At 61.5% G+C, this 24,402-nt stretch carries 19 protein-coding genes and 1 tRNA gene; 8 read left to right on the plus strand and 12 right to left on the minus strand.

Annotated features, from left to right (window positions below):
• From ACF8RA_RS00085 to ACF8RA_RS00100, 4 genes are all read left to right on the plus strand, one after another.
• Positions 1-324: transposase (locus tag ACF8RA_RS00085; protein ID WP_392518656.1), on the plus strand; the 324-nt coding region annotated here is incomplete at its 5' end.
• A gap of 223 nt (positions 325-547) precedes the next feature.
• A complete protein-coding gene (locus ACF8RA_RS00090; RefSeq protein WP_392461596.1) occupies positions 548-1,588 on the plus strand; it encodes a hypothetical protein in 1,041 nt (346 codons plus the stop codon).
• 16 nt (positions 1,589-1,604) lie between these two features.
• Positions 1,605-2,396: a TSUP family transporter gene (locus ACF8RA_RS00095; RefSeq protein WP_392518657.1), complete on the plus strand. Its 792-nt coding sequence runs from the start codon at positions 1,605-1,607 to the stop codon at positions 2,394-2,396.
• Between the two features lie 8 nt (positions 2,397-2,404).
• Positions 2,405-3,250: an alpha/beta hydrolase gene (locus ACF8RA_RS00100; protein ID WP_392518658.1), complete on the plus strand. Its 846-nt coding sequence runs from the start codon at positions 2,405-2,407 to the stop codon at positions 3,248-3,250.
• Positions 3,251-3,261: 11 nt separating this feature from the next.
• Here ACF8RA_RS00100 and ACF8RA_RS00105 read toward each other — a convergent pair whose 3' ends face one another.
• Complete coding sequence (locus ACF8RA_RS00105) at positions 3,262-4,071, minus strand: helix-turn-helix transcriptional regulator (protein ID WP_176684338.1); 810 nt, start codon at positions 4,069-4,071, stop codon at positions 3,262-3,264.
• A gap of 178 nt (positions 4,072-4,249) precedes the next feature.
• Here ACF8RA_RS00105 and ACF8RA_RS00110 point away from each other — a divergent pair, with 178 nt between their 5' ends.
• Positions 4,250-5,692: a sodium:alanine symporter family protein gene (locus ACF8RA_RS00110; RefSeq protein WP_176684337.1), complete on the plus strand. Its 1,443-nt coding sequence runs from the start codon at positions 4,250-4,252 to the stop codon at positions 5,690-5,692.
• Positions 5,693-5,755: 63 nt separating this feature from the next.
• Positions 5,756-6,754, plus strand: coding sequence for an asparaginase (locus ACF8RA_RS00115; protein WP_392461598.1), 999 nt, complete (start codon positions 5,756-5,758; stop codon positions 6,752-6,754).
• Between the two features lie 106 nt (positions 6,755-6,860).
• Here the strand turns inward: ACF8RA_RS00115 and ACF8RA_RS00120 are convergent.
• From ACF8RA_RS00120 to ACF8RA_RS00160, 9 genes are all read right to left on the minus strand, one after another.
• A tRNA-Sec gene (locus ACF8RA_RS00120) sits at positions 6,861-6,956 on the minus strand.
• 6 nt (positions 6,957-6,962) lie between these two features.
• The gene (gene selB / locus ACF8RA_RS00125) at positions 6,963-8,885 is read right to left on the minus strand and encodes a selenocysteine-specific translation elongation factor (RefSeq protein WP_392487505.1); all 1,923 of its coding nucleotides are present in this window, start codon (positions 8,883-8,885) and stop codon (positions 6,963-6,965) included.
• Positions 8,882-10,309, minus strand: a complete 1,428-nt coding sequence (gene selA, locus ACF8RA_RS00130; RefSeq protein ID WP_176684334.1) for an L-seryl-tRNA(Sec) selenium transferase — start codon at positions 10,307-10,309, stop codon at positions 8,882-8,884. Before selA ends, selB begins: the two co-directional genes overlap by 4 nt.
• 139 nt (positions 10,310-10,448) lie before the next feature.
• On the minus strand, positions 10,449-11,375 hold the full coding sequence (gene fdhE / locus ACF8RA_RS00135; RefSeq protein ID WP_392518659.1) for a formate dehydrogenase accessory protein FdhE: 927 nt from the start codon (positions 11,373-11,375) through the stop codon (positions 10,449-10,451).
• 4 nt (positions 11,376-11,379) lie between these two features.
• Positions 11,380-12,036 carry a formate dehydrogenase subunit gamma gene (locus tag ACF8RA_RS00140; protein ID WP_392518660.1) on the minus strand — a complete coding sequence of 219 codons (657 nt, stop codon included), beginning with the start codon at positions 12,034-12,036 and terminating at the stop codon, positions 11,380-11,382.
• Positions 12,033-12,983, minus strand: coding sequence for a formate dehydrogenase subunit beta (gene fdxH, locus ACF8RA_RS00145; RefSeq protein ID WP_392518661.1), 951 nt, complete (start codon positions 12,981-12,983; stop codon positions 12,033-12,035). Before fdxH ends, ACF8RA_RS00140 begins: the two co-directional genes overlap by 4 nt.
• Entirely contained in the window at positions 12,983-16,051 is a 3,069-nt protein-coding gene (gene fdnG / locus ACF8RA_RS00150) for a formate dehydrogenase-N subunit alpha (RefSeq protein WP_392518662.1), read from the minus strand. The genes fdxH and fdnG overlap by 1 nt, the downstream gene beginning before the upstream one ends.
• A gap of 147 nt (positions 16,052-16,198) precedes the next feature.
• Positions 16,199-16,960 carry an SDR family NAD(P)-dependent oxidoreductase gene (locus ACF8RA_RS00155; protein ID WP_176684329.1) on the minus strand — a complete coding sequence of 254 codons (762 nt, stop codon included), beginning with the start codon at positions 16,958-16,960 and terminating at the stop codon, positions 16,199-16,201.
• A 21-nt stretch (positions 16,961-16,981) separates the two neighbouring features.
• Positions 16,982-17,767: a TSUP family transporter gene (locus tag ACF8RA_RS00160; protein WP_021783899.1), complete on the minus strand. Its 786-nt coding sequence runs from the start codon at positions 17,765-17,767 to the stop codon at positions 16,982-16,984.
• A gap of 201 nt (positions 17,768-17,968) precedes the next feature.
• Here ACF8RA_RS00160 and ACF8RA_RS00165 point away from each other — a divergent pair, with 201 nt between their 5' ends.
• Entirely contained in the window at positions 17,969-19,351 is a 1,383-nt protein-coding gene (locus tag ACF8RA_RS00165; protein WP_392518663.1) for a PLP-dependent aminotransferase family protein, read from the plus strand.
• A gap of 90 nt (positions 19,352-19,441) precedes the next feature.
• Here the strand turns inward: ACF8RA_RS00165 and ACF8RA_RS00170 are convergent, their stop codons facing one another.
• Positions 19,442-19,987, minus strand: coding sequence for a single-stranded DNA-binding protein (locus ACF8RA_RS00170; RefSeq protein WP_003255446.1), 546 nt, complete (start codon positions 19,985-19,987; stop codon positions 19,442-19,444).
• A 9-nt stretch (positions 19,988-19,996) separates the two neighbouring features.
• Positions 19,997-21,391, minus strand: a complete 1,395-nt coding sequence (locus ACF8RA_RS00175) for an MFS transporter (protein WP_209968305.1) — start codon at positions 21,389-21,391, stop codon at positions 19,997-19,999.
• 129 nt (positions 21,392-21,520) lie between these two features.
• Between ACF8RA_RS00175 and uvrA the strand changes: the two genes are divergently transcribed.
• On the plus strand, positions 21,521-24,355 hold the full coding sequence (uvrA, locus tag ACF8RA_RS00180; RefSeq protein WP_392461633.1) for an excinuclease ABC subunit UvrA: 2,835 nt from the start codon (positions 21,521-21,523) through the stop codon (positions 24,353-24,355).
• The last annotated feature ends 47 nt before the right edge of the window (positions 24,356-24,402 follow it).

The raw sequence follows: 24,402 nt of genomic DNA on the forward strand, positions 1-24,402 counted from the left end.
AACGGGCCGTGGGGAGAGAAATATCCGACGGTGGTGGCTGCCTGGAGGCGCGCCTGGGATCGAGTGATTCCATTTTTCGTCTTCCCACCGGCCATCAGGAAGGTGATTTACACCACCAACGCCATCGAGAGCATCAACGCCCAGCTACGCAAGGTCATCAAGACTCGCGGGCACTTCCCGAATGATGACGCAGCGACCAAACTGATTTGGCTGGGATTGCGCAACATAACAGCCAATTGGGGGAAACCGGCCCATGATTGGAAAAGCGCGATGAATCAATTTGCGATTCTGTACGGAGACCGGTTCATCAGGCCAACCTGGTGAAATCAAGGCCTGCCTGACGGCAGGCCGTTACCGGCCCGCACACAAAAAATCTGACACTTCCGAGCGATTCCACAGTTTCACCGTTCAATACCGCCACAGGCAGAAATCTCCTACGACACACAAGGAATGGGCTGACTTCCACGTATCGGCATAACTGCATTGAATAGTCGACTCCCCACTTGCCAGGCAGGGAGCCTCACAAAAAAACTACAAGGAACGTTCAATGCCTCATTCCGAAGCTGCGTACCTGGATTTTTACCCAGAGCAAAGCCAGGCCATAGCCTTTGCAAGCCAAACCCTTGCTGATTTGGGTGGACCGGAGGCTAAAGGAGTAGCACTTCAGGCTCGTATATTCGCCGATCAACTCGAAAAAGCCTTGAGTGAAGAACAGCGTGCGCTCCTCCGGCGCTTCAGTGAAGGCCATCTATCTGCCTTGATGTACAGGCAGATGCACTGTGCCAACGAGCCAATACCAGAATACCTACCCGACATTACCGCCCTGGCGCAAAGCCCTCGCAGCCAATACCTTGCCTCGCGCAATCAACTGCTGCTGGAGCTCGTACGCCACCGCAGTTTCGCCTTCGATATCGACAACGATGGCAAACAGGTCCGCCTGGTCGGCAACTTCAAGGGCGGTGGCCGCGTCCCGCGACCCGACGAAGATCCCTGCCTGGAGGTTGAAACCAGCTCGCATGCGGGCTTGCGCTTAGGGCCACACACTGAAGCACCTTACAACTGCTCAACAAACGCCAGCAACGCTCACTCCCCTGCTCCCTCAGCACTGATTCTCACTGCGCGCTGGAACCCCGCCAATGAACCTACGAATGTCTTCCCACTCCGGGAAATCATCGAACGCTTGAGTAACCTGGACACACTTGCGCTGACTTCAAAGTCTTTCGACTTCACACGCAGTGACTGCTTCGCTCAGGGACAGGGCAATGCTGGCAAAGCAGTTTCAATGCTGCAGTTCGAGCCCAATGGTGGTTTCTCTGTTCGATACAACAGCTATCGCTTCAGTCTGAATGAACGTGCCTGCAACGCTGCGGCGCGCGCGTTCAGCGCCTTTCAAAAAGCACTGAGCACTGCACAACCGCTGACGTTTGCCCTGCAACCTGATAGCGCACTGTTGATCAACAACAGCCGAGCCTTGCACGGCCGCGACAAGGTCCAGGACAACCGGCGCCTGCTTATCCGTCAGTTCGGATACTCCCCCTTCGCCGTACCGTTGGTGCTCGCTGAAGACCCGCTGCTGGTCCGTGGTTGAGCACAGGAAATACCCCATGATCGAAATCGACTTGACGTTTGTTCTGCTACTCGCACTGGTTGCACTGATGGCCGGCTTTTTTGATGCTATCGCCGGCGGCGGTGGCCTTATCACGCTCCCGGTGCTGTTCATTGCCGGTGTAGAACCCTTGGCAGCTATTGCCACAAACAAGTTCCAGGCAGCTTCGGCTACGGTTTCGGCTACGTGCGCCTTCGCCCGCAAAGGCATGATCGACTGGAGACGAGGCAGTCCCATGGCTGTCATGTCGTTCATCGGTGGGGCGTTGGGAGCCTTGTCGATAACTTACGTCCCCAAAAGCGTTTTGCAGGCGTGCGTCCCACCACTGCTGATCCTTATCGCCGCCTACTTTGCCTTCAGCCCAAAGCCGAATGAACAAGCGCGCAAGGCAAAGGTATCGACTAGCCTATTCTGCGTGACGGCTGCACCATTCATTGGCTTTTATGACGGCATCTTCGGCCCTGGAGTCGGCTCGTTCTTCATGCTGGCTTGCGTGGTCCTCCTGGGCCAGCACCTCATTCAAGCCGTATGCACCAGCAAGCTTTTGAACGCAGCCTGTAACCTGGGCGCATTGTCAGTCTTTTCTCTCAGCGGGGCGATCATCTGGCCGCTGGCGCTGGCAATGGCGCTCGCCGCCTTTCTGGGCGCGCAATTGGGGGCACGCTGCGCAGTACGCTTCGGCTCGCGCCTCATAAAACCGCTGCTGGTCAGCGTCTACTGCATCATGGCACTCAAACTGCTGCTCGATACGGGCAACCCGCTCGGCGAATGGCTCAACCAGTTCTTCTAGAGAGCACCATGCACATTCAAAAGACTTCCCCGCAGCGCATGAAGTGGCAGTTTGACGAGCCCGCTCCAGGCAAAGAGCTGTTCATCAATGAAGTCTTTGGAAACTATCAGCAACAGGCGCGATTGCTGGTACCTGATATCGAGCGCGCAGCTCCAGCATTCGTTTTGGGGGGAGCGCGTTCCGACTTTACCCGGCTCAACCCCCTGCTTTATCGCCTACAAGCCGCAGGCATTGGTTCACTCACTGGCAATCTGTCAGGTCATAGCCTCGCCAGCGAGCCAGGCGCAATGTCGCCGTCACTGGCTACGAACCTTGATGAAGCACAGCGTTTCCACGCGCATATCGCGCCTCGATGCCGAACGCTCATAGGCCACAGCCTTGGCGCGGCAATTACGCTCAAGCTTGCAGCACAGTTGCCACAAGTGGACAACATCGTATTAATCTGCCCAGCAGTTTATCCAGACCACGCCTACCAGGCGCCGTTCGGCCCAGCCTTCACTGCTGCCATCAACAAGCCTTTCGGTTTTCTGGAGAGCGATAGCTACACCTTCCTCAACCAGTTTCGTGGAAGAGTATTGATGGTGATCGGCGAGTACGACGGGCTCAACTCCCAGAGATTCGGTAAAGGCCCTGGCACCAGCGCTGGCAACCTGTGGATTGCCGGCACTGAACGCTATAGCCCGATTCCTGAAGAAGTTACCCTCGCCTTGATGCGAGCAGTTTCAGCGTCGCGCTTGCAATGCCTGTTTCTTACCGACTGCGACCATGGCATCGCGGCACATTTGCGCAGGGCTCCAGCGATAGCGGACCAGGTTGCGGACGCAGTAGCAACGTTCATCCTCGACAATGCTTAAGGCGTTGAGCATTACTCGATCTCGAACAGACCATCGCGCAACGGCGCCACACTCAACCGCTTACGCACATCGTCGTCTATGCGTGGATCATCCGGCCGGTACAGTTTCACCTGTCGATACGCATTGATGCGATTGATCTCCTCGCCCAGGTATTCCCATACCACCCGGGTACAGGCCGGGTTGCGCCGGTCGCCGCTGGATACGCCGGCCTTCAGGCCATTCAACCGGGTGATGCGGCTTTTGAAGCTGGGGATGAGGATGGTCTGGCTCATCTCGTTGAACGTCAGCGACTCGTAGTCGATGAGGAACATCCGGTCCTGCAACTGGAACGCCGCCCCCAGGTAGCGACAGCGTACCTCGGCATGCTGATCGGTGGCGCTGGAGCGCTCCTGCCGTTCCTGGCGCTCGAACAGAAAACGGCCGCGTTCTTCCCACAGGTGCACCAGCGACACGAGGATCGTGCCCGGCACCGACATGCAGTTGGAGTACTCGAAGTAGTAACCGCAATAGCGCGAAAGGTTGCCGCCATGTTCGTGCAACGGGCGGAACAACTCGCTGATCGGGTCACTGGACTGCTGGGCCCGGGGCGATACCCGCGCACCGATCAGACGGGCGAACTGCTCGGCGGGCAGGTTCAGTTCGTAATCCTCGACACCGAAGAAGTCGCCGATACGCTTCAGGTTGAAAGCCGTCGGACGGCTTTGCCCGCTCAGGTACTTGTTGAACTGCGCGCGGTTGATCGAGAGCTGGCGGCAAACTTCGGAAATAGAGCGGTAGTGGCTGCAGGCAAGTTTGAGGTTGGTAGCGAAATGATCGCTCATATGCGGGATCCAGGTGACGCGAATGACGCCATTGTAGCATCAACTCGCATCAAGTCAGAGCAATCCGCGAAATTGTAACCACTCTTGTCATAGCCAACCATGCGCCCCAACGAATAGCGGTGCGCCTGCCGTCCGCTGGTCTTTCCACACGAAGAATAAGAATCGAGGTCATTTTCCAATGCTCGAAGTAATCAACGATTTCCTTTCGGGGAAACTCCTCATCGTGCTGATCGTAGGGCTGGGTAGCTACTTCACCATCCGCTCCCGGTTCGTCCAGTTCCGCCACTTCACCCATATGTTCAGCGTGTTCAAGGAATCGCTGCGTGGCCAGGCAGGCCAGCTGAGCTCCTTCCAGGCCCTGATGCTGAGCCTGGCCGGCCGCGTGGGCGCCGGCAACATCGCCGGTGTCGGTATCGCAGTCACCCTGGGTGGCCCAGGTGCGGTGTTCTGGATGTGGGTCACCGCACTGGTAGGCATGTCCAGCAGCTTCTTCGAATGCACCCTCGCCCAGGTGTATAAGCGCGCTGATGGCGATGGCCTGTACCGTGGCGGCCCGGCCTATTACATCCAGCACGGGCTGAAACGCAAGAACATGGCCATCGTGTTCTCGGTCTTGCTGCTGGTCACCTACGGCTTCGCCTTCATCGGCCTGCAGTCGTACACCATGACCCATTCGCTGCAGAACGCCTTTGCCTTCGACCCAAGCCACAGCGGTATTGTCCTGGCCGTGCTGATGGCCATCACCTTCATCGGCGGCATCAAGCGCATCGCGGCGGTGTCGGACCTGCTGGTACCCGTCAAGACCCTGGCCTACATCGGCGTGACCTTGTACGTGATCGGCACCCAGATCGAACACGTGCCAGCCATGCTTGAAACCATCTTCAAGAGCGCCTTCGGCCTCGACCCGGCTTTCGGCGGCCTGCTCGGCAGCGCTATCGTCATGGGTGTGAAGCGTGGCGTGTTCGCCAACGAAGCCGGCCTGGGCAGTGCGCCAAACGTCGCTGCCGTGGCTGCCGTGAAACACCCGGGCGCGCAGGGCGTGGTCCAGGCCTTCAGCGTGTTCCTCGACACCTTCCTGATCTGCACCTGCACCGCACTGCTGATCCTGCTTTCGGGCTTCTACACCCCGGGCTTCGAGGGCGACGGCATTGTCCTGACCCAGAACTCGCTGGCCGCCGTAGTCGGTGACTGGGGCCGGGTGTTCGTCAGCGTGGCGCTGTCGCTGTTCGTCTTCACCTGCATCCTCTACAACTACTACCTCGGCGAGAACAGCCTGCAGTTCCTCAGCCGTAACCGCGTAGTGTTGATGGTGTTCCGTGGCCTGGTGCTGGCACTGGTCGTGTGGGGTTCGATGCAAGACCTGTCGACCGTGTTCGCCTTCGCCGACATCACCATGACCTGCCTGGCCTTCGTCAACCTGGTGGCCCTGGCCATGTTGTTCAAGGTCGGCCTGCGAGTCATGCGCGACTACGACGACCAGCGCAAGGCCGGTGTAAAGCAGCCTGTGTTCGACTCGTCCAAGTTTGCCGACCTGGACCTGGACCGCAATGCCTGGCCTGCCAATCCTCAGGTGGAAACAGCCACTGACAAAGCAGTCGGCCAAGTTCAGCCGCAGCGCTGATATCCTCCCCTGCCCAGCCGCCCCTTCCGCGGGCGGCTTTTCTTTCTCCGCTCACTGCTACGGATGCTTTCCATGCGCGCAGTAAAGAATCTTCTCGTTCTCTATACCGGTGGCACCATCGGCATGCTCGAAACCCCCGAAGGCCTGGCACCGGCCGGTGGTTTTGAAGCGCGGATGCGTGAACACTTTGCCCAGATGGCCAATGCACCCCAGGTGCAATGGACGCTGCACGAGCTGGACCCGCTGCTCGACAGCGCCAACATGCAACAGCACAACTGGCTGGCGATGCGCGATGCCATCGTCGAGGCGGTGGATGTAGCGGGCCACGATGGCGTGCTGGTGCTGCACGGCACCGACAGCATGGCCTACAGCGCTGCAGCGTTGTCGTTCCTGTTGCTTGGCTTGCCCGTACCAGTGTTGCTGACCGGCTCGATGCTGCCGGCAGGTGCCCCGGACAGCGATGCCTGGGACAACCTGTGCGGCGCATTGCGCCAGTTCGAACAAGGCCTGGAAGAGGGCGTGCAGCTGTACTTCCACGGTCAGCTGCTGCATGGCTGTCGGGCGTCGAAGCTGCGCAGCGAAGCGTTCGATGCCTTTGCGGCGCTGCCACGCCATCGTGACGCTGAGCGGGCCGATACGATCCCTGCCGAGCTGGGCTACAGGCAGCCGCGCAAGCCGGTCAACCTGGCGGTCGTGCCAGTGTTCCCAGGGCTGCAGGCCGGGCATTTGCAGGCCTTGATCGACAGTGGTGTGCAGGGTTTGCTGCTGGAGTGCTACGGCAGCGGTACCGGGCCGTCGGATGACCAGGCGCTGCTGAATGTTCTGAGCGCAGCGCGCCAGCGCGGCGTGATGCTGGCAGCGATCAGCCAGTGCCCGGAAGGCTCGGTGGTGTTCGACACCTATGCAGCGGGCAACCGCTTGCGCGGGGCCGGGCTGGTCAGTGGCGGTGGCATGACCCGTGAAGCAGCACTGGGCAAGATGGTGGCACTGCTGGGCGCAGGGTTGGATGCTGACGCAGCAGACCGCTGGTTTGTCCTGGATTTGTGTGGCGAACGGGCTTGATCAGCGCCTTTGAGGGCCTCTTCGCGGGTAAACCCGCTCCTACGACGATAGCGTTTCCTGTGTAGGAGCGGGTTCACCCGCGAAGAGGCCCTAAAGGGTGAAAAAATGGCGGAAGGCAGCGGGAGTCGAACCTGCCCGGGAACGGCTGCCGTCCCCAACCGGGTTTGAAGCCCGGCCGCGCCACCGGGCGCGATTGCCTTCCTTGAACTCAGTGCCTGGCCTGCTGTTGGGCCAGGGCGCTGTCGGCGCGGATGTGACGCTGGTCGGCCACCCTCCGGGTCAGGCCGATACGGTCGAAGTATTCCAGAATCTGCACACTGCGCTTGCGACCGATGCCCAACATATCGCGAAACGCAGAAACCTGCACTATCGTCGTTTCGCTGGCCTGCCCCAGCATCAACGCTGCGATGCGCTGTAGCGTCGCCTCTGGGTAGAACAGGTCGCGCACCACCTGATGTACCAAGCCCAGCCGCGCCAACTTGCGCAATAACAGGCGCACATCGGCTTCGGCACGGTTCTCCTCACTCGCCAGTGTCCTGACCCAAGGTGGGTCATATTGCCCTGCGATCAACTTCGGCTGCAGACGTGCCCACAATGCACTGTCGGCTTCGCTCAACTGGACCTTGTGATCGGGCAGATGCAGCCATGGTCCACTGCTGGCGATGGCGCTGTCGTCGAGCAGCTCATCCAGCAGGCTGACGAATGCCGGCCGTTCCAGGGGCAAGGCTACAAAGCGCCGCAAGCGATCACGGTCAGGGCCGAGCTGGTCAGGCTCTTGCTCGTGAAAGCGCGCCAGCTGTTCCAGAACCTGCTGCTTGAGCGCCTGCCATTGGGCGTTGGCGAACAACAGTTGGCCCTGCCGGGTGGCCACCACCCGCACATTGTCCGGTAACTGCCAGGTTTCCCGCAGGCGGTTGAACTGCCGCTCGAGCCGCTGCGGGCTAATGCCGCCCGGTGCACTGGCGAGCAGTGCTGGCAGTGCCTGCTCCAGATCCGCTGCGTCGCGCAGCACCTGCAACTGCTGCAGACGGGCATCGCTACGGCGTTGGCGGCTTGGTGCGAACGGGTCGAGCACCTTGCCGCCGCCCAATGTGCGCTGAGCACGCTGATCGCGCAGCACCAGGCGGTCGCCGTGCACGGCCTGCAACGGCGCGTTGAGCAACAACTGGGCAAACATGCGCTGGCCGGCAGCCAGGCTTTCGCCTTCGAGCAAGGCGACCCGGGCCGTGACATCCTGAGTGCCGAGGTGCACATGCACGGCGCTGAAATGTTCGAAAGTACGCGTCTCATCAGGTAACAGGTTCAGCTCGATATCCACCCGAACACTGGGCGCATGCAACCACTCGGGCACCAGCCAGTCGCCCCGGTGCACCTGCTCCACGGCCAGGCGCTCGGCAGCGATGTTCAGCGCCACCCGTTGACCGGCTTCTGCCACCAACGCGGCCTGGTTCTGAGCATGCAGGCCACGCACGCGCACCACTTTGCCAGCCTTGCCCAGCAGCAACGTATCACCCGCACTGACCCGCCCTGCCAGTGCCGTGCCGGTGACCACCACACCCGCGCCGGTAACCGCAAAGGCACGGTCGACGGCCAGGCGAAAACCACCGTGCACACTGCGTTGCCGCGTACCTGCTTCGGCCTCCAGCAGGGCTTGGCGCAACGCTCCCACGCCCTCCCCGCTGATGCTCGACAGCGGAAACTGCCGCGCACCGCCATACGGCCCACGCGCCAGCAGTTCACTGACTTGCATCTGCACCTCGGCCAGGCGCGACGGCTCGACCCGGTCGCATTTGCTGATCGCCACCAAGGCCTGGGGAATACCCAGCAGCTCGATGATCGCCAGGTGCTCACGGGTCTGCGGCATGACCCCGTCGTCGGCAGCCACTACCAACAGCACCAGATCGATGCCATGGGCGCCGGCCAGCATGTTATGGATAAAACGCTCGTGGCCCGGCACATCGATGAAGCCGGTCAACGGCGCGCCTTCGCTCAGCGCCGCATAGCGGTAGCCAAGGTCGATGGTCATGCCACGGGAACGCTCCTCCTGCCGCTGGTCGCCGGCTTGGCCAGTTAGCGCCTGCAGCAGTGCGGTCTTGCCATGGTCGATGTGGCCAGCGGTTCCAACGATCACTGCACCGGCCCCAGCTGCAGAGCTGGTAACTGGGCCAGCCACTGGGTTTCGTCATCCAGTTGGCGCAGGTCCAGCCACAGGGCATCGTCGTCAATCCGGCCCAGCACCGGCACCGGCAGGTCGCGCAGGGCTCGCTCCAGCACATGCAGGCTGCGCCCGCGCAGCTTCTTCGACACTTGCGGGCGCAGGCACAGCGCAGCACTGGGCAAGCGCGCAACCGGCTGGCTGCCACTGCCGATCATGCCCAACGCAGGCTCTACGCTGATTGCCCATTGCTCACCGAGGCGCGCCTTGAGTTCAGGCGCCAGGCGCTCGGCCTGGGCCTGGATCTCGGCCTGGTTGCGAGTCAGCAAGCGCAGACTGGGCAGGCGCTCGGCCAGGCGATCGGGATTGCGGTACAGCGCCAGCACCGCCTCGAGTGCAGCGAGGGTGATCTTGTCGACGCGCAACGCACGCTTGAGCGGATTTTTCTTGATCCTGGTGATCAGGTCCTTATGGCCGACGATGATCCCGGCCTGCGGACCACCCAGCAGTTTGTCGCCACTGAAGGTGACGATATCGGCACCATCGGCCAGGGCCTGGCGTACCGTGGGTTCGGCGGGCAGGCCCCAGCGGGTAAGGTCGAGCAGGCTACCGCTGCCCAAGTCTTCAAGCAGCGGCAATTCATGTTGGTGGGCGATACGTGCCAGCTCGGCAGTAGCCACCTGGGTGGTGAAGCCCTGGATGCTGTAATTACTGCAATGCACCCGCATCAGCAGGCCAGTGCGCGGACCGATGGCGGCCTCGTAGTCGCGGGCGTGAGTACGGTTGGTGGTACCGACCTCATGCAGCTTGACGCCGGCACGGGCCATGATGTCGGGAATCCGGAAGGCACCACCGATCTCGATCAGCTCGCCGCGAGAGATGATGCCTTCCTTGCGCGCGCCCAGGCTGTTGAGCGCTAGCAGCACGGCGGCGGCATTGTTGTTGACCACGGTGACGGCTTCGGCACCGGTCAACTCGCGGATCAAGCCTTCGATCAGGTCATCACGATCACCCCGTTTACCGGTGGCCAGGTCGAATTCCAGGTTGAGCGGATAACGAGCGGCGGTCCGCATGGCCTCGATGGCTTCTTCCGGTAGCAAGGCGCGGCCCAGGTTGGTGTGCAGCACGGTGCCGGTGAGATTGAACACGCGGCGAACCTGGCTACGTTGCTGGAGGGCGAGGCGTTCGCCGCTGCGGCCAAGGAGGATTTCCGGGGCCAGCTCGGCGCTGCCGAGTTCGCCATTACGGGCGGGCTCGCGCAGGTCGTCGAGCAACTGGCGCAGGGTAGTCAGCACGGCGTCGCGACCGTGGCGGTCGATCAGCGGGAGGCAAGCCGGGTGGCGCAGGAGGGTATCGATGGACGGAAGGCGTGGGGTGTCGCTGGCTAGGCTGTTGGACATGCGGTACTACCTTGGACTGATCCGTTGTCTGTGCTGGCCCATTCGCGGGTGAACCCGCTCCTACAAGTACAGCGTCATCCTGAAGGTTGGCGCAATTACCTGTAGCTACGAAGGCAAGTCGGTGTTTCAGTGTAGACCCTCACCCACTACCCGGGGCGAGCATCAGGTTGGGCGCCAGGCGATGGAAACCCTCCCCGTCCAGGCGTATATCCAAGGCCAGGCTGGCCAGGTCGTCGGCCAGCGGCTCGGCCGCCGCATCGTTCTCCAGGTAGTTCTGCTTCAGGTAGCTGTCGCAACCTGGGCAGCACTCGGCGCGCAGTGGCGCCTTGCCGGGTGCATGGCGATCATCCTCAAGGCTGGTGTAACGCAAGTCCTTGCTCGACTCGCAGTACACACACTTGACTCGCACAACATGCCACTCACAGGCACACAACGAACAGGCCAGGTAACGCAAGCCGTTGTGCTTTCCACGGTTGCGCACCACCCCGGCCATCGCCGGCGAACCACAAGCCGGGCATTGAGCCAGGCTGCCGGCAGGCTTGAGCTGGTGTACGGGCAGCGCCAGCAACCAGCTGGACCAAGCCGCCTGCAACGCGGCCCCGAGGAACGGCACCAGTGCTGCGGGCACACCATCGTACTGGCCTGCCAGCAAAGCAATGCCCCAGCCCTTGCGCTGATAGTCATCACTGCCTCGTAGCAGCTGCAGCGCCTCACCCAGCGGGCCACTGCGTTCGCCGCTGAGGTGCTCTAGCAGTGCCTGCAACCAGACCAGCCACGGCCCTTCACGCACCAGGCTGTCAGCCGCCAGCGGCGGCAAACCATGGTCCATGCACAGGCGCTGACGCTCCTCGGCCACGGGCAAGCCGCTGGGCGGGTTATCCACAAGCTGCTGCTGGATGCGGCATAAACGCGCAATCAACCTCAGGTAGTCGCCAAGCGCGTTGCCCTCAGCCAGTTGCTCCAGGCGGGCGGCGCGCAGTTCAAACAGGTTGCCAGCAGGCAGGTGCAGAAATGGCGGCGTGACCGCCGACGCTTCGATCTGCCCGGGTTCAAGTATGATGCTCAAGCGCTCATCCTTTTTTTCGTCCGTGATCACCCGGCGTCTTTTCGCCGGTCACTTCGCGGTACCACAACTCATGATGCTTGCGTGCCCAGGCGCGGCTGACCCAGCCATGCAGCATGGCGCCGATCGAGCCCTTGATCCAGATGCCGGCGTAGATGTGCACGATGATGCTGAGAATCAGCACGAAGGCCGCCAGCGCATGCAACAGCGCAGACAAACGAATGGCATCGATGCCAAACCAATGGCTGAAGTATGCCCGCCAGATCACCACGCCACTGATCAGCAGCACCAGCATGCACACCAGCAGGGTCCAGAACAGCAGCTTCTGCCCGGCATTGTATTTGCCGACCGGCGGCACCCCCTCCTCCTCGTTGCGCATTACCCGGTCCACCCGGCGCAGCCACAGGCGGTCGTTGGCAGTGATGAAGTTGGCCCGCCAGAAGCGCACTACCAGGCCGAGGAAGAACACGAACATCGCTACCCCGATGAAGGGATGCAGAATGCGCGTCCACGGCCCGCCGCCGAACAGGTTGCTGAGCCAGAATAGCGCCGGATGGAACAGCGCAAGCCCCGACAGCCCAGCCAGGATGAACAGGATCGCCACCACCCAGTGGTTGCTACGCTCGTTGGCGTTGTAGCGCAGGATGGGTTTGTTGTCGTTCATGGCCGCTGCTCCCCTTGCCCACCGGGCTGCTTCGGATCATAGACATGGACCGACGGGTCCACTTGATGCACGCTTTCGTCCGGCGGTGTCGGGTGCTCATCCTCCTCAACCCGCTGTGGGCCAATGCGCACATAGTGGAAGAACCCCGCCAGCACCGCCGCACCCATGGCCAGCAGCGCCAGCGGCTTGGTGAAGCCCTTCCACAACCCCACCAACGGGCTGATCACTGGCTGGTCCGGCAGGCCGGCATACAGCTTCGGCGTGTCGGCATGGTGCAGCACATACATCACGTGGGTACCACCGACGCCGTCCGGGTCGTACAACCCGGCGTTGTCGTAGCCCCGCGACTTCAGATCGACGATGCGCTCGGCCGCATGCACTTTCATCTCGTCCTTGCTGCCGAACACGATCGCACCGGTAGGGCAGGTTTTCACGCACGCCGGCTCCAACCCCACGCTCACGCGATCGGAACACAGGGTGCACTTGTACGCCTTGTGGTCTTTCTGCGAGATGCGCGGGATGTCAAACGGGCAGCCGGCGATGCAGTAGCCGCAGCCGATGCAGTGGTCCTGGTTGAAGTCGACGATACCGTTGGCGTGCTTGATGATCGCACCCGGGCTAGGGCAGGCCTTCAGGCAACCTGGGTCGGCACAGTGCATACAGCCGTCCTTGCGGATCAGCCACTCCAGGTTGCCGTCGTCGCGCTCGTGCTCGGTAAAGCGCATCAGTGTCCAGGTCTCGGCAGTGAGGTCCTGGGGGTTGTCGTAGGTGCCGTGGTTATGGCCAACCTCGTCACGCAGTTCATTCCACTCCGAGCACGCCACCTGGCAGGCCTTGCAGCCGATGCACTTGGTAGTGTCGATCAGCTTGGCGACCTCCTGCTGCTGACGCACCGAGGGCGGGACGGTAGTGGTGGCCGAGCGGGCGATGATGTCTTGGCTGGCCATCAGAGTTTCTCCACTTTGACGAGGAACGACTTGGACTCTGGCGTCTGCGTGTTGCCATCACCGAGGAACGGCACCAAGGTATTGGTCAAGTAGCCATGCCGGGTAACGCCGGTGAAGCCCCAGTGCAGCGGGATGCCGATCTGGTGCACGGTCTGATTGTTGACCTGCAGCGGGCGAATCCGCTTGGTTACCACCGCCACCGCATCGATATGCCCACGCTTGCTCGACACCCGTACCCGGTCGCCGGCCTTGATGCCTTTCTCGTTGGCCAGCACCTCGCCGATCTCGACGAACTGCTCGGGCTGGGCAATGGCGTTGAGCCGGCAATGCTTGCTCCAGAAGTGGAAATGCTCGGTCAGCCGGTAGGTGGTCGCCGCATAGGGGAACTCGTCGTGCGTGCCGAGGGTGTCCCATACAGAATCGAAGATGCGCCCGGCCGGGTTGCTGGTGGCCTTCTTGTTCTGCGGGTGCAGCGGGTTGATGCCGATCGGTGTTTCGAATGGCTCATAGTGCTCGGGGAACGGGCCTTCGGCCATTTTGTCGATGGCAAAGAAACGCGCCACGCCTTCGGGGTTCATGATGAACGGGTTCATCCCCGCTTCGGGCGGCGAGTCGACCTTGAAATCCGGCACGTCGGTGCCGGTCCAGGCCTTGCCGTTCCACCACACCAGGCGCTTTTTCTCCGGGTCCCAAGGCTTGCCTTGCGGGTCGCTGGAGGCCCGGTTGTAGAGGATGCGGCGGTTGGCCGGCCAGGCCCAGGCCCAGTTCTGCACCTGGTGCATGCCATACGGGTCGCTGTTGTCGCGGCGAGCCATCTGGTTGCCCTGTTCGGTCCAGCAGCCGGCGAAGATCCAGCAGCCAGACGCGGTGCTGCCATCGTCCTTGAGCTGGCCGAAGCCCGCCAGTTGCTGGCCCGCCTTGATCACCGCGCCAGTCGGGTCGGTGACATCGGCCACCGCCCAGCCGTTCATCTCCTTGGCCAACTCCTCCGGGGATGGCTCCTCAGGTATCTTGTACGGCCAGCTGATGTTCATTATCGGGTCGGGGTAGGCGCCGCCCTCGGCCTGGTAGCGTTGGCGCAGGCGCAGGAACAACTCGCTCATGATGTGCACGTCGGTACGGGTCTCGCCCGGGCCGTCTGCGCCCTTCCAGTGCCATTGCAGCCAACGGCTGCTGTTGACCAGCGACCCGTCTTCCTCGGCGAAACAGGTAGTGGGCAAGCGGATCACTTCGGTCTGGATATTGGCCGTGTCGACGTCGTTGAACGGCCCGGCATTGCGCCAGAACTCCGATGTCTCGGTAGCTAGCGGGTCCATGACCACCAGCCACTTGAGCTTACTCATCGCCGCGGTGACACGGTTCTTGTCCGGCAGCGCTGCAATCGGATTGAAACCTTGGCACATATAGCCGTTGACCTTGCCCTGGTCCATCATCTCGAACATGCGCAGCACGTCGTAGCCCGGCACGTCGAGCTTGGGTAGCCACTCGTAGCCCCAGTTGTTTTCTACCGTGGCGTTGGCCCCGTACCAGGCTTTCATCAGGCTGACGTGGAACTTGCCGTAGTTCTGCCAGTACGACAGCTGGCCCGGGCGCAGTGGCTTGGAGGCGCGCTTGTCGATGTAGGCGGCGTAATCCTGCTCGGCATCGCCGGGCAAGGTCAGGTAACCCGGCAGCAAGTTGGACAACAGGCCGAGGTCGGTCAGGCCCTGGATGTTGGAGTGTCCACGCAACGCATTGACCCCGCCACCCGGCATGCCGACGTTGCCCAGCAGCAACTGGACCATGGCCGCGCTACGAATGATTTGCGCGCCGATCGAATGCTGCGTCCAGCCGAGCGCATAGAGGATCGTCATGGTCTTGCCCGGTACCGAGCAGGAGGCGATCTCTTCCCAGACCTTCATCATGGCGTCCTGTGGCATGCCACAGGTCATGCTCGCCAGTTCCGGGGTATAGCGGCTGTAATGCTGCTTCATCAACTGGAACACGCAGCGAGGGTGCTGCAGTGTCGGGTCGACCTTGGCATAGCCGTCCTCGCCCAACTCGTAACCCCAACCGGACTTGTCGGCGTACACACGCTTGGCCTCGTCGTAGCCGCTGAACAGCCCGTCCTCGAAGCCATAGTTCTCTTTGACGATGAACGACACGTCAGTGTAGTTGCGCACGTACTCGTGCTGGATCTTGTCTGTGCTAAGCAGATAGTTGATCAGCCCGCCCATGAAGGCGATGTCGGTACCAGTACGGATCGGTGCATAGTAATCCGCCACCGAAGCGGTACGGGTAAACCGCGGGTCGACCACAATCAGCCGCGCCTTGTTGTGCGCCTTGGCCTCGGTCACCCACTTGAAGCCGCACGGGTGCGCTTCTGCTGCGTTGCCACCCATCACCAGGACCAGATTCGCGTTGGCGATATCGGACCAGTGGTTGGTCATGGCGCCACGGCCGTACGTCGGGGCAAGACTTGCCACCGTCGGGCCATGTCAGACACGTGCCTGGTTATCGAACCCCAGCATGCCTGTTGCGCGGACGACCTTGTGGGTCAGGTAACCAGCCTCGCTGGAGGCGGCGGAGGCAGCAAGAAAACCGGTGGTGAGCCAGCGGTTGACTGTTTGCCCTTGGGCGTTCTTCTCGATGAAGTTGGCATCGCGGTCCTGCTTCATCAGGTCGGCGACGCGGTCGAGCGCCTCGTCCCAGCTGACCCGCACCCATTCTTTGCTGCCCGGCTTGCGAACCTCGGGGTACTGCAGGCGGCTCGGGCTGTGGATAAAGTCCAACAGGCCGGCGCCTTTCGGGCAGAGGGTGCCGCGGTTGACCGGGTGGTCGGCGTCCCCTTCGATATGGATGATGTTCTGTTTGACGTTTTTTCCCGCATCACCCTGGCTGTACATGATCAGGCCGCAGCCGACCGAACAGTATGGGCAGGTGTTACGGGTTTCTTTGGTATGCGCCAGCTTGAAGTGACGCACCTGCTCGGCGAATGCCGGCGTCGGGGCCATGCCCAACGCTGCAAGGCTCGAGCCTCCAAGGCCGACGGCGGCGACCTTGAAGAACTGCCGACGGTTCAGGTCCATCGTGCACTCCTGATCAGGTGGTGGACGCACGGAACATTGCCGGCGCCTCTTGGTAGTCACGGTGGCGGCCAATTGATAGCCGCCAAACGATAAGACTAGTCAAGAATCCAGAAGGTGCGATGACCTGAGTCAGTGGTACAGCACCGATCAGGTACGTGGCAGGTTGCGCACCACATTCAGTGCCGCACTGCTCTGCGCCACAGGCATGATCTCGATGGTGTTGATGTTTACATGCGCCGGCTGCTCGGCAACCCAGGCTACCGTTGCTGCAATGTCCTCCGGCAGGAGGGCCTCTACATCCCGATACAGGGCCTGCACGGCGTCAAGGTCGCCATTCAGGCGCACCACCGAGAAGTCAGTGCCTGAGCACAGCCCCGGCTCGATGTTGCTCACTCGCACGCGGGTGCCAGCCAGGTCAGCACGCAGGTTGAGGCTGAACTGGCGGACGAACGCCTTGCTGGCGCCATACACGTTACCGCCGGGATAGGGGTAAGTGCCGGCGATCGAGCCGATGTTGATGATCATGCCGCTATCGGCTTCCACCATCTGCGGCAGAATCTTGTGGGTGACCATGGCCAGGCCGGTGATGTTGGTGTCGATCATCTGCTGCCAGTTTGCGGCACTGCTGGCTTGGGCACGGTCCACGCCCAGCGCCAGCCCCGCGTTGTTGACCAGCAGATCGATCTGCAGCGACGCCTCACGCATCTGCTCGACCGCCTTCTCGAGCGATACTGAATCAGTGACATCCAGCGCCAGCGGAATGAAATTGGCGCCCAGTTCAGCCTCCAGTGCTTTCAGTTTGTCCATGCGCCTGGCCCCACCGACCACGCGGTAGCCTTTGCCGATCAGAGTGCAGCAGATGGCGCGGCCAAAGCCTGAGGAAGCACCGGTTACAAATGCGGTTTTCATTCGTTATCTCCTATCAATGGGTCAGGTCAGGTACTTCACGCCCAGGCTGGTGAACAGGCAGAGCATCGAGAACACCAACACCTTGCGCACCACGTCGTTACCTTTACGCAAGGCCAGGGAACTGCCCAGGTGGTTACCGAGGATGTTGCAGGCCACAAGTGGCAATGCCAGCAGGTAAACGACCTTGCCTGCGCTGACGAAGGCGACCAACGCGCCGATGTTGGAAGCGAAGTTGAAGGTTTTGGAGTTGGCCGAACTGGAGACCAGGTCCATGCGCAACAGGTAATGGAAAGCGATGATGAACATGCTGCCGGTGCCGGGGCCGAAGAAGCCGTCATAGAAGCCAATGGCCAGGCAGGTCAGCGGGACCACGGTGAACAGCATGCGCGATGACAGTTCGCGCTCCTCGACCGGGCGGTCCTTGGGAGTAAGGAAAATGAGAATGCCGAGCGGGATCAGTGCCAGGATGATCTTGCCCACAGTTTCCTGCGAGATCGATACGATCAGGTGAGCCCCCAGATAGGCGCCTAGCAGCGAAAACGGCACCCCGACCAACGCTACCTGCCAGACCATCTTGCTGTTGGCCAGGAAGTTTCGTATAGCCGCCAGTGTGCCGAGGGTACTGACCAGTTTTTCCTGACCCAGTGCCACCTGCGGCGGCATGCCAACCAGCAGAAAGCCCGGTACCAGGAACAAACCACCACCACCGGCAATGCTGTCGACGAAACCTGCAACGAAGGCGATCGCGCCAAGCATGAGGATGGCCAGCAACCAGTGCTCCGCCCAGTAAGAACCCAAAATTTCCATAGCAATGTCCATCCAGTGGAGCGTTTAAGCCAGGCACAGCCCGAGTGCGGCTGGCCTGATCGGTGCGATGATTGTAATTTCAAAAATTGAATCGATTCAATCTAAAATAAAACCAACTCAATCCAACCAATTACTATCATTACCTGCATCAGAGCTTTCATGCTAGGCTTTCGCGCTCTTGCAGCGTCTGGTGCCATCTCCATGTGGGTCCCTCAATACAGCCATCAAACACAGCCGGTTTACCTGATGATCGCTGATGCCCTTGAACAGGACATCGAAAGTGGTCGGCTTGCAGAAGGCGATCGCTTACCCACACTCAAGGACCTCGCCGAGGCGCTGAACGTAACCCCCGGCACTGTTGGCAGGGCCTACGACGAAGCAGCCAAGCGCGGCTTGGTGGCGGGCGAGGTAGGCCGAGGCACATTTGTCAGGCAATTGCGACAGCCATTAACCGCCCCGTCGGTGCCCGCCCCTGTGGCCGGAGAGAGCAGCCAGATTGATCTCTCGATCATCAAGCCCAACGACGCTCACATGAGCGAATGGCTAGGCACGGCTATCAGCGAACTGGCCGCCTCCTCGGACTTGGGGCAGGTACTCGACTATGTGACAGAGGGTGGCCACACGTCCCACAAACAAGCCGGTGCGACCTGGCTACAGCGCTGGCTGCCTGATGCGCGCTGGCAACAGGTAGTACTGACCGCTGGCGCCCAGCATGGGCTGCTGGTGGCCATCAGCAGCCTGTCGAAGAGTGACGATGTGGTGCTGTGCGAGTCGCTCTGCTACCCGGGCATCATATCCCTGGCCCACAGCATGGGCCGACGCCTGCGCGGCGTCGCCGTGGACGAACACGGGCTCATCCCGGAGGCATTACGCGCGGCCTGCCTGGAACACCGCCCTTCCCTGCTGGTGTGCGTCACCACGCACCAAAACCCGACCAACTCGATCATGCCCCCAGCAAGGCGTCAGGCTATTGCCGAGATCGCCCGTGAGTTCGACCTGTTCATCGTGGATGACGATATCTACGGTTTTCTCGAGCCCAGCCCAGACTACAAGCCGCTTGCAGCGTATGCGCCAGAGCGCTCGGTATACCTCACCAGCCTGTCCAAAAGCGTGCTGCCGGCGCTGCGCATCGGCTACCTGTACGCCCCGCCGCAAACCCTGTCACGGTTATCATCGATGGTACGCAGCAGCGTGTGGATGCCATCGCCATTGATGGCGCAACTGGCCAGTAACCTGATCAACAGCGGCAAGGCCGACCAGTTGGTGCGTATGCAGCAGGAAGAGGCGGCCGCGCGCCAGCGCATGGCCAGGGAGATTCTTGGCCAATACAAGATCCGCATTCAGCCCCATAGCTTCCATATCTGGCTGGAGCTGCCAGAACCGTGGACCAGCGACGAGTTTGCCAACCTGGCGCGTGACAACGGCGTAACGGTGGTCAGCGGCAGCCAGTTTCTGCCAGAACGCAGCCACGCCACCAGCGGTGTGCGCATCGCCCTGATGGCACCCAGCCGCCAGGAACTGGCCTTTGCCCTGACCAAGCTGGCAAGCCTGCTGGATTCGCCTGAGCCGCGGTTGTTTTATTGAAAGCGCTGTCAGATACGCGGTGCGGCCCATAAAAAAACCCGGGGCAACTGCCCCGGGTTTCTGGTCTTGCTGAACGCCTTACCGCTCTGATCAGAACGGAATATCGTCATCGAAGCTGTCGAAATCAGCAGCCGGCTGCGGCGCAGGCTGTTGCGGCGCTGGGCGCTGAGGGGCCTGCTGCGGGCGCTGGGCCTGCTGGCGTGGCGGTGCCTGGTTGTATTGTTGCTGCTGGCCGCCACCGTAATTGCCGCCACCCTGGTTGTACGGGTCGCCGCCCTGCTGCTGGCCTTGCGGACGACCGCCGAGCAGCTGCATGGTGCCGTTGATATCGACGATGATCTCGGTGGTGTAGCGCTTGATGCCGTCTTTTTCCCACTCGCGGGTCTGCAGCTTGCCTTCGATGTAGCACTGCGAACCTTTGCGCAGGTATTCGCCAGCGATTTCGGCAACCTTGCCGAACAGCGACACCCGGTGCCACTCGGTACGCTCGACCTTCTGGCCCGACTGCTTGTCAGTCCACTGCTCGCTGGTGGCCAGGCTCAGGTTGGTCACGGCGTTACCGTTGGGCAGGTAGCGGACTTCGGGATCCTGGCCACAGGTACCGACCAGAATGACTTTGTTAACCCCACGGGCCATAACGTTCTCCTAGGCTTCGCACGCCGAAGAGGCTGGATTCACCAGTCGCTCCAGGGTCGCACGGTCCAAAATTTTCGTATCCAGTTTGATATAGATGGCGGCTTCTTCTGCCACCACCACAGCGTCGGTCACACCCGGCACGGCCATCAGGCGCTCGGTCAGGCCGGCTTCCCGGACCGCCTCAGGCGTCAGGGGCATGCGCAGGCTGGTCACATATGGCGGCTCGTTCATGCGCAAGGCAACGATCAGCCAGATAACACACAGCGCCGCGCTACCGAGGAACACCGTGTCCAGCCCACCGTGCTGGAACAGCCAGCCACCCAGAATCCCGCCTAACGCAGCACCGAGGAACTGGCTGGTGGAATACACCCCCATTGCCGTCCCCTTGCCACCGGCAGGCGACACCTTGCTCACCAGAGAAGGCAGCGAAGCCTCCAGCAGGTTGAATGCGGTAAAGAATACCACGGTGCCAATCACCAGTCCGCGCAAACCGTCAGCCCACTCCCAGAAGTATATCTCTGTCAGCAGCAGGACACTGACCGCGCCGGCCAACACACGTTTCATCTTGCGCTTTTTTTCGCCGTAGATGATGAACGGGACCATTGCAAAAAATGAGATGAACAGCGCGGTCAGGTACACCCACCAGTGCTGCTCCTTGGGCAGGCCACCACGCTCGACGAACGCCAGCGGCAGCGCAACGAAGCTGGCCATGAGGATGGCGTGCAGGATGAAAATGCTTATGTCCAGGCGCAGAAGGTCCGGATGGCGCAGGGTCGGGCCGATGGCCTGGCGCGCCACACCCGACTCGCGGTGCTGCAGGATGCTGTGGGTGTTGGGCACGACAAACGCGATCAACAGGATGCCGACCAGGGCAAGCCCAGCCGTGACCAGGAACAAACCTGACAAACCAAAGGCACTTGTCAGCAGTGGACCAACGACCATGGCGACAGCAAACGACAAGCCGATGCTCATGCCGATCATGGCCATGGCCTTGGTCCGGTGTTGTTCGCGGGTGAGGTCGGACAGCAACGCCATGACCGCGGCAGAAATTGCCCCGGCGCCCTGCAGGATGCGCCCGGCAATCACGCCCCAGATAGAGTCGGCCTGGGCCGCCAGCACGCTGCCAAGGGCAAAGATCACCAGCCCCAGATAAATCACCGGCCGGCGACCGATACGGTCGGAAATCATCCCGAACGGGATCTGAAATACCGCCTGGGTCAGGCCATAGGCACCAATGGCCAGGCCGATCAGCGCAGGCGTGGCGCCAGCCAGGTCCATGCCGTAGGTGGCCAGTACCGGCAAGACCATGAACATGCCCAGCATACGAAAGGCAAAGACCAGGGCAAGGCCGCCAGCGGCGCGGGTTTCGCCGCCACTCATGCGTTCGTTGTGGGTGTCGTGCATGGATTAACCTCGTGTGAACCGGCGGCGATTCTATCAGTCCGACAGCTTGACGGCATCTACGCGACGCTTTGCCGCGTACTGGCAGGGCGCCGTATACTTCCTTGTTTATGCCCGCCGAGCGAGGCCGTAGTGGACAAGATCCTGATTCGTGGGGCACGTACCCACAACCTGAAGAACATCGACCTGACCCTGCCCCGGGACAAGTTGATCGTGATCACCGGCTTGTCCGGTTCCGGCAAGTCGTCCCTGGCGTTCGATACCTTGTACGCCGAAGGCCAGCGCCGCTATGTGGAGTCGCTGTCGGCCTACGCCCGGCAGTTTTTGTCGATGATGGAAAAACCCGACGTCGACACCATCGAAGGCCTGTCGCCGGCGATTTCGATCGAGCAGAAATCGACCTCGCACAATCCGCGTTCCACGGTCGGCACCATCACCGAAATCTACGACTACCTGCGCCTGCTGTACGCCCGCGTCGGTACGCCACGCTGCCCGGACCACGATATTCCGCTGGAGGCGCAAACGATCAGCCAGATGGTCGACCTGGTTCTGGAAAACCCGGAAGGCAGCAAGCTGATGCTGCTCGCGCCGGTAGTGCGCGAGCGCAAAGGTGAGCATCTGGCGGTGTTTGACGAATTGCGCGCCCAGGGCTTCGTGCGGGCCAGGGTCAACGGCAAGCTCTACGAACTCGATGAGTTGCCCAAGCTGGACAAGCAGAAGAAGCACAGCATCGATGTGGTGGTGGACCGTTTCAAAGTCCGCGCCGACCTGCAACAGCGCCTGGCCGAATCGTTCGAGACCGCGTTGAAGCTGGCCGATGGTATTGCCTTGGTGGCACCGATGGACGGCGAACAAGGCGAAGAGACGATCTTCTCCGCGCGCTTCGCCTGCCCGGTGTGCGGCCACGCGATCAGCGAGCTGGAACCGAAGCTGTTCTCCTTCAACAACCCGGCTGGCGCCTGCCCGACCTGCGACGGCCTGGGGGTCAAGCAGTTCTTCGACACCAAACGCCTGGTCAACACCGAACTCACCTTGGCCGAAGGCGCGATCCGCGGCTGGGACCGGCGTAACGTGTACTACTTCCAGATGCTCGGTTCGTTAGCCGCGCACTATGGCTTCAGCCTGGAAGAGCCTTTCGGCGAGCTGTCGGCCGAACACCAGAAGGTGATCCTGCAGGGCAGCGGCAAGCAGAGTGTCGACTTCAAGTACCTCAACGACCGAGGCGACATCGTCAAGCGATCGCACCCGTTCGAAGGCATTGTGCCGAACCTTGAGCGCCGCTACCGCGAAACCGAATCGGCCACGGTGCGTGAAGAACTGGCTAAATTCCTTGGCACGCAACCGTGCCCGGATTGCCGGGGTACGCGCCTGCGCCGCGAGGCGCGCCATGTGTGGGTGGGCGAGAAGACCCTGCCGGCGGTAACCAATATGCCGATCGGTGAAGCCAGCAACTACTTTGGCGAACTGACCCTGACCGGCCGGCGTGGCGAAATCGCGGCAAAAATCCTCAAGGAAATCTGCGAACGACTTCAGTTCCTGGTCAACGTCGGCCTCGACTACCTGACCCTGGATCGTAGCGCCGACACCCTGTCCGGTGGTGAAGCGCAACGTATCCGCCTGGCCAGCCAGATCGGCGCCGGTCTTGTGGGGGTGATGTACATCCTCGATGAACCGTCCATCGGCCTTCATCAACGCGACAACGACCGCCTGTTGGCCACCCTCAACCATTTGCGCGACCTGGGCAACACGGTAATCGTGGTGGAGCACGACGAGGACGCCATCCGGCTGGCCGACTACGTGGTCGACATCGGCCCTGGCGCTGGTGTGCACGGCGGGCAGATCGTCGCCGAAGGCTCGCCTCAGGAGGTCATGGACCACCCTGACTCGCTGACTGGCAAGTACCTGTCCGGGCGCAAGAAGATCGTTGTGCCGGCCAAGCGCACACCGCGCAACAAGAAGCTGCAGCTCAAGCTCAAGGGTGCGCGTGGCAACAACCTGCAGAACGTCGACCTGGAACTACCGATCGGCCTGCTGACCTGCGTGACCGGTGTATCCGGCTCGGGTAAATCGACGCTGATCAACAATACCCTTTACCCCTTGGCCGCCACCGCCCTCAATGGCGCAAGCAGCCTGGAAGCCGCGCCACACAGCAGCATGGACGGCCTGCAGCACCTGGACAAGGTGGTGGATATCGACCAGAGCCCGATCGGCCGCACCCCACGCTCCAACCCGGCGACCTACACCGGCATCTTCACGCCGATCCGCGAACTTTTCTCTGGTGTACCGGAGTCACGCTCGCGTGGTTATGGCCCGGGGCGTTTCTCGTTCAACGTCAAGGGTGGCCGTTGCGAGGCCTGCCAGGGTGATGGCCTGATCAAGGTGGAAATGCACTTCCTGCCGGACATCTACGTGCCGTGTGACGTGTGCAAGAGCAAGCGCTACAACCGCGAAACCCTGGAGATCAAGTACAAGGGCAAGAACATCCACGAGGTGCTGGAAATGACCATCGAGGATGCCCGAGAGTTCTTCGATGCGGTGCCGGCGCTGGCGCGCAAGCTGCAAACGTTGATGGACGTGGGCCTGTCATACATCAAACTGGGGCAGTCAGCGACCACGCTGTCCGGCGGTGAGGCGCAGCGGGTGAAACTGTCGCGCGAGCTGTCCAAGCGCGATACCGGCAAGACCTTGTACATCCTCGACGAACCTACCACCGGCCTGCACTTTGCCGATATCCAGCAACTGCTGGACGTATTGCATCGCCTGCGCGACCACGGCAATACCGTGGTGGTGATCGAGCATAACCTGGATGTGATCAAGACCGCCGACTGGCTGGTTGACCTGGGCCCTGAGGGTGGCTCCAAGGGTGGGCAGATCATTGCCTGCGGTACGCCAGAAGAGCTGAGCGTGATGAAACAGTCGTATACCGGCCATTACCTGAAACCATTGCTGGAGCGGGATCGGGCCTGAGTGCCGTCAACGCAATGAAAAAGCCCCTGGTACCGTTGGTGCCAGGG

Source organism: Pseudomonas sp. FYR_5 (assembly GCF_043106315.1).
Taxonomy (GTDB): Bacteria; Pseudomonadota; Gammaproteobacteria; order Pseudomonadales; family Pseudomonadaceae; genus Aquipseudomonas; species Aquipseudomonas putida_Y.

Coding starts and splice junctions, on each gene's coding strand:
- selA (WP_176684334.1), bottom strand. CDS start 10,309: ATGTCCAACAGCCTAGCCAGCGACACCCCACGCCTTCCGTCCATCGAT.
- ACF8RA_RS00165 (WP_392518663.1), top strand. CDS start 17,969: ATGTGGGTCCCTCAATACAGCCATCAAACACAGCCGGTTTACCTGATG.
- ACF8RA_RS00110 (WP_176684337.1), top strand. CDS start 4,250: ATGCTCGAAGTAATCAACGATTTCCTTTCGGGGAAACTCCTCATCGTG.
- ACF8RA_RS00095 (WP_392518657.1), top strand. CDS start 1,605: ATGATCGAAATCGACTTGACGTTTGTTCTGCTACTCGCACTGGTTGCA.
- ACF8RA_RS00115 (WP_392461598.1), top strand. CDS start 5,756: ATGCTTTCCATGCGCGCAGTAAAGAATCTTCTCGTTCTCTATACCGGT.
- ACF8RA_RS00155 (WP_176684329.1), bottom strand. CDS start 16,960: ATGAAAACCGCATTTGTAACCGGTGCTTCCTCAGGCTTTGGCCGCGCC.
- ACF8RA_RS00090 (WP_392461596.1), top strand. CDS start 548: ATGCCTCATTCCGAAGCTGCGTACCTGGATTTTTACCCAGAGCAAAGC.
- ACF8RA_RS00100 (WP_392518658.1), top strand. CDS start 2,405: ATGCACATTCAAAAGACTTCCCCGCAGCGCATGAAGTGGCAGTTTGAC.
- ACF8RA_RS00160 (WP_021783899.1), bottom strand. CDS start 17,767: ATGGAAATTTTGGGTTCTTACTGGGCGGAGCACTGGTTGCTGGCCATC.
- ACF8RA_RS00140 (WP_392518660.1), bottom strand. CDS start 12,036: ATGAACGACAACAAACCCATCCTGCGCTACAACGCCAACGAGCGTAGC.
- ACF8RA_RS00175 (WP_209968305.1), bottom strand. CDS start 21,391: ATGCACGACACCCACAACGAACGCATGAGTGGCGGCGAAACCCGCGCC.
- ACF8RA_RS00170 (WP_003255446.1), bottom strand. CDS start 19,987: ATGGCCCGTGGGGTTAACAAAGTCATTCTGGTCGGTACCTGTGGCCAG.
- ACF8RA_RS00105 (WP_176684338.1), bottom strand. CDS start 4,071: ATGAGCGATCATTTCGCTACCAACCTCAAACTTGCCTGCAGCCACTAC.
- fdxH (WP_392518661.1), bottom strand. CDS start 12,983: ATGGCCAGCCAAGACATCATCGCCCGCTCGGCCACCACTACCGTCCCG.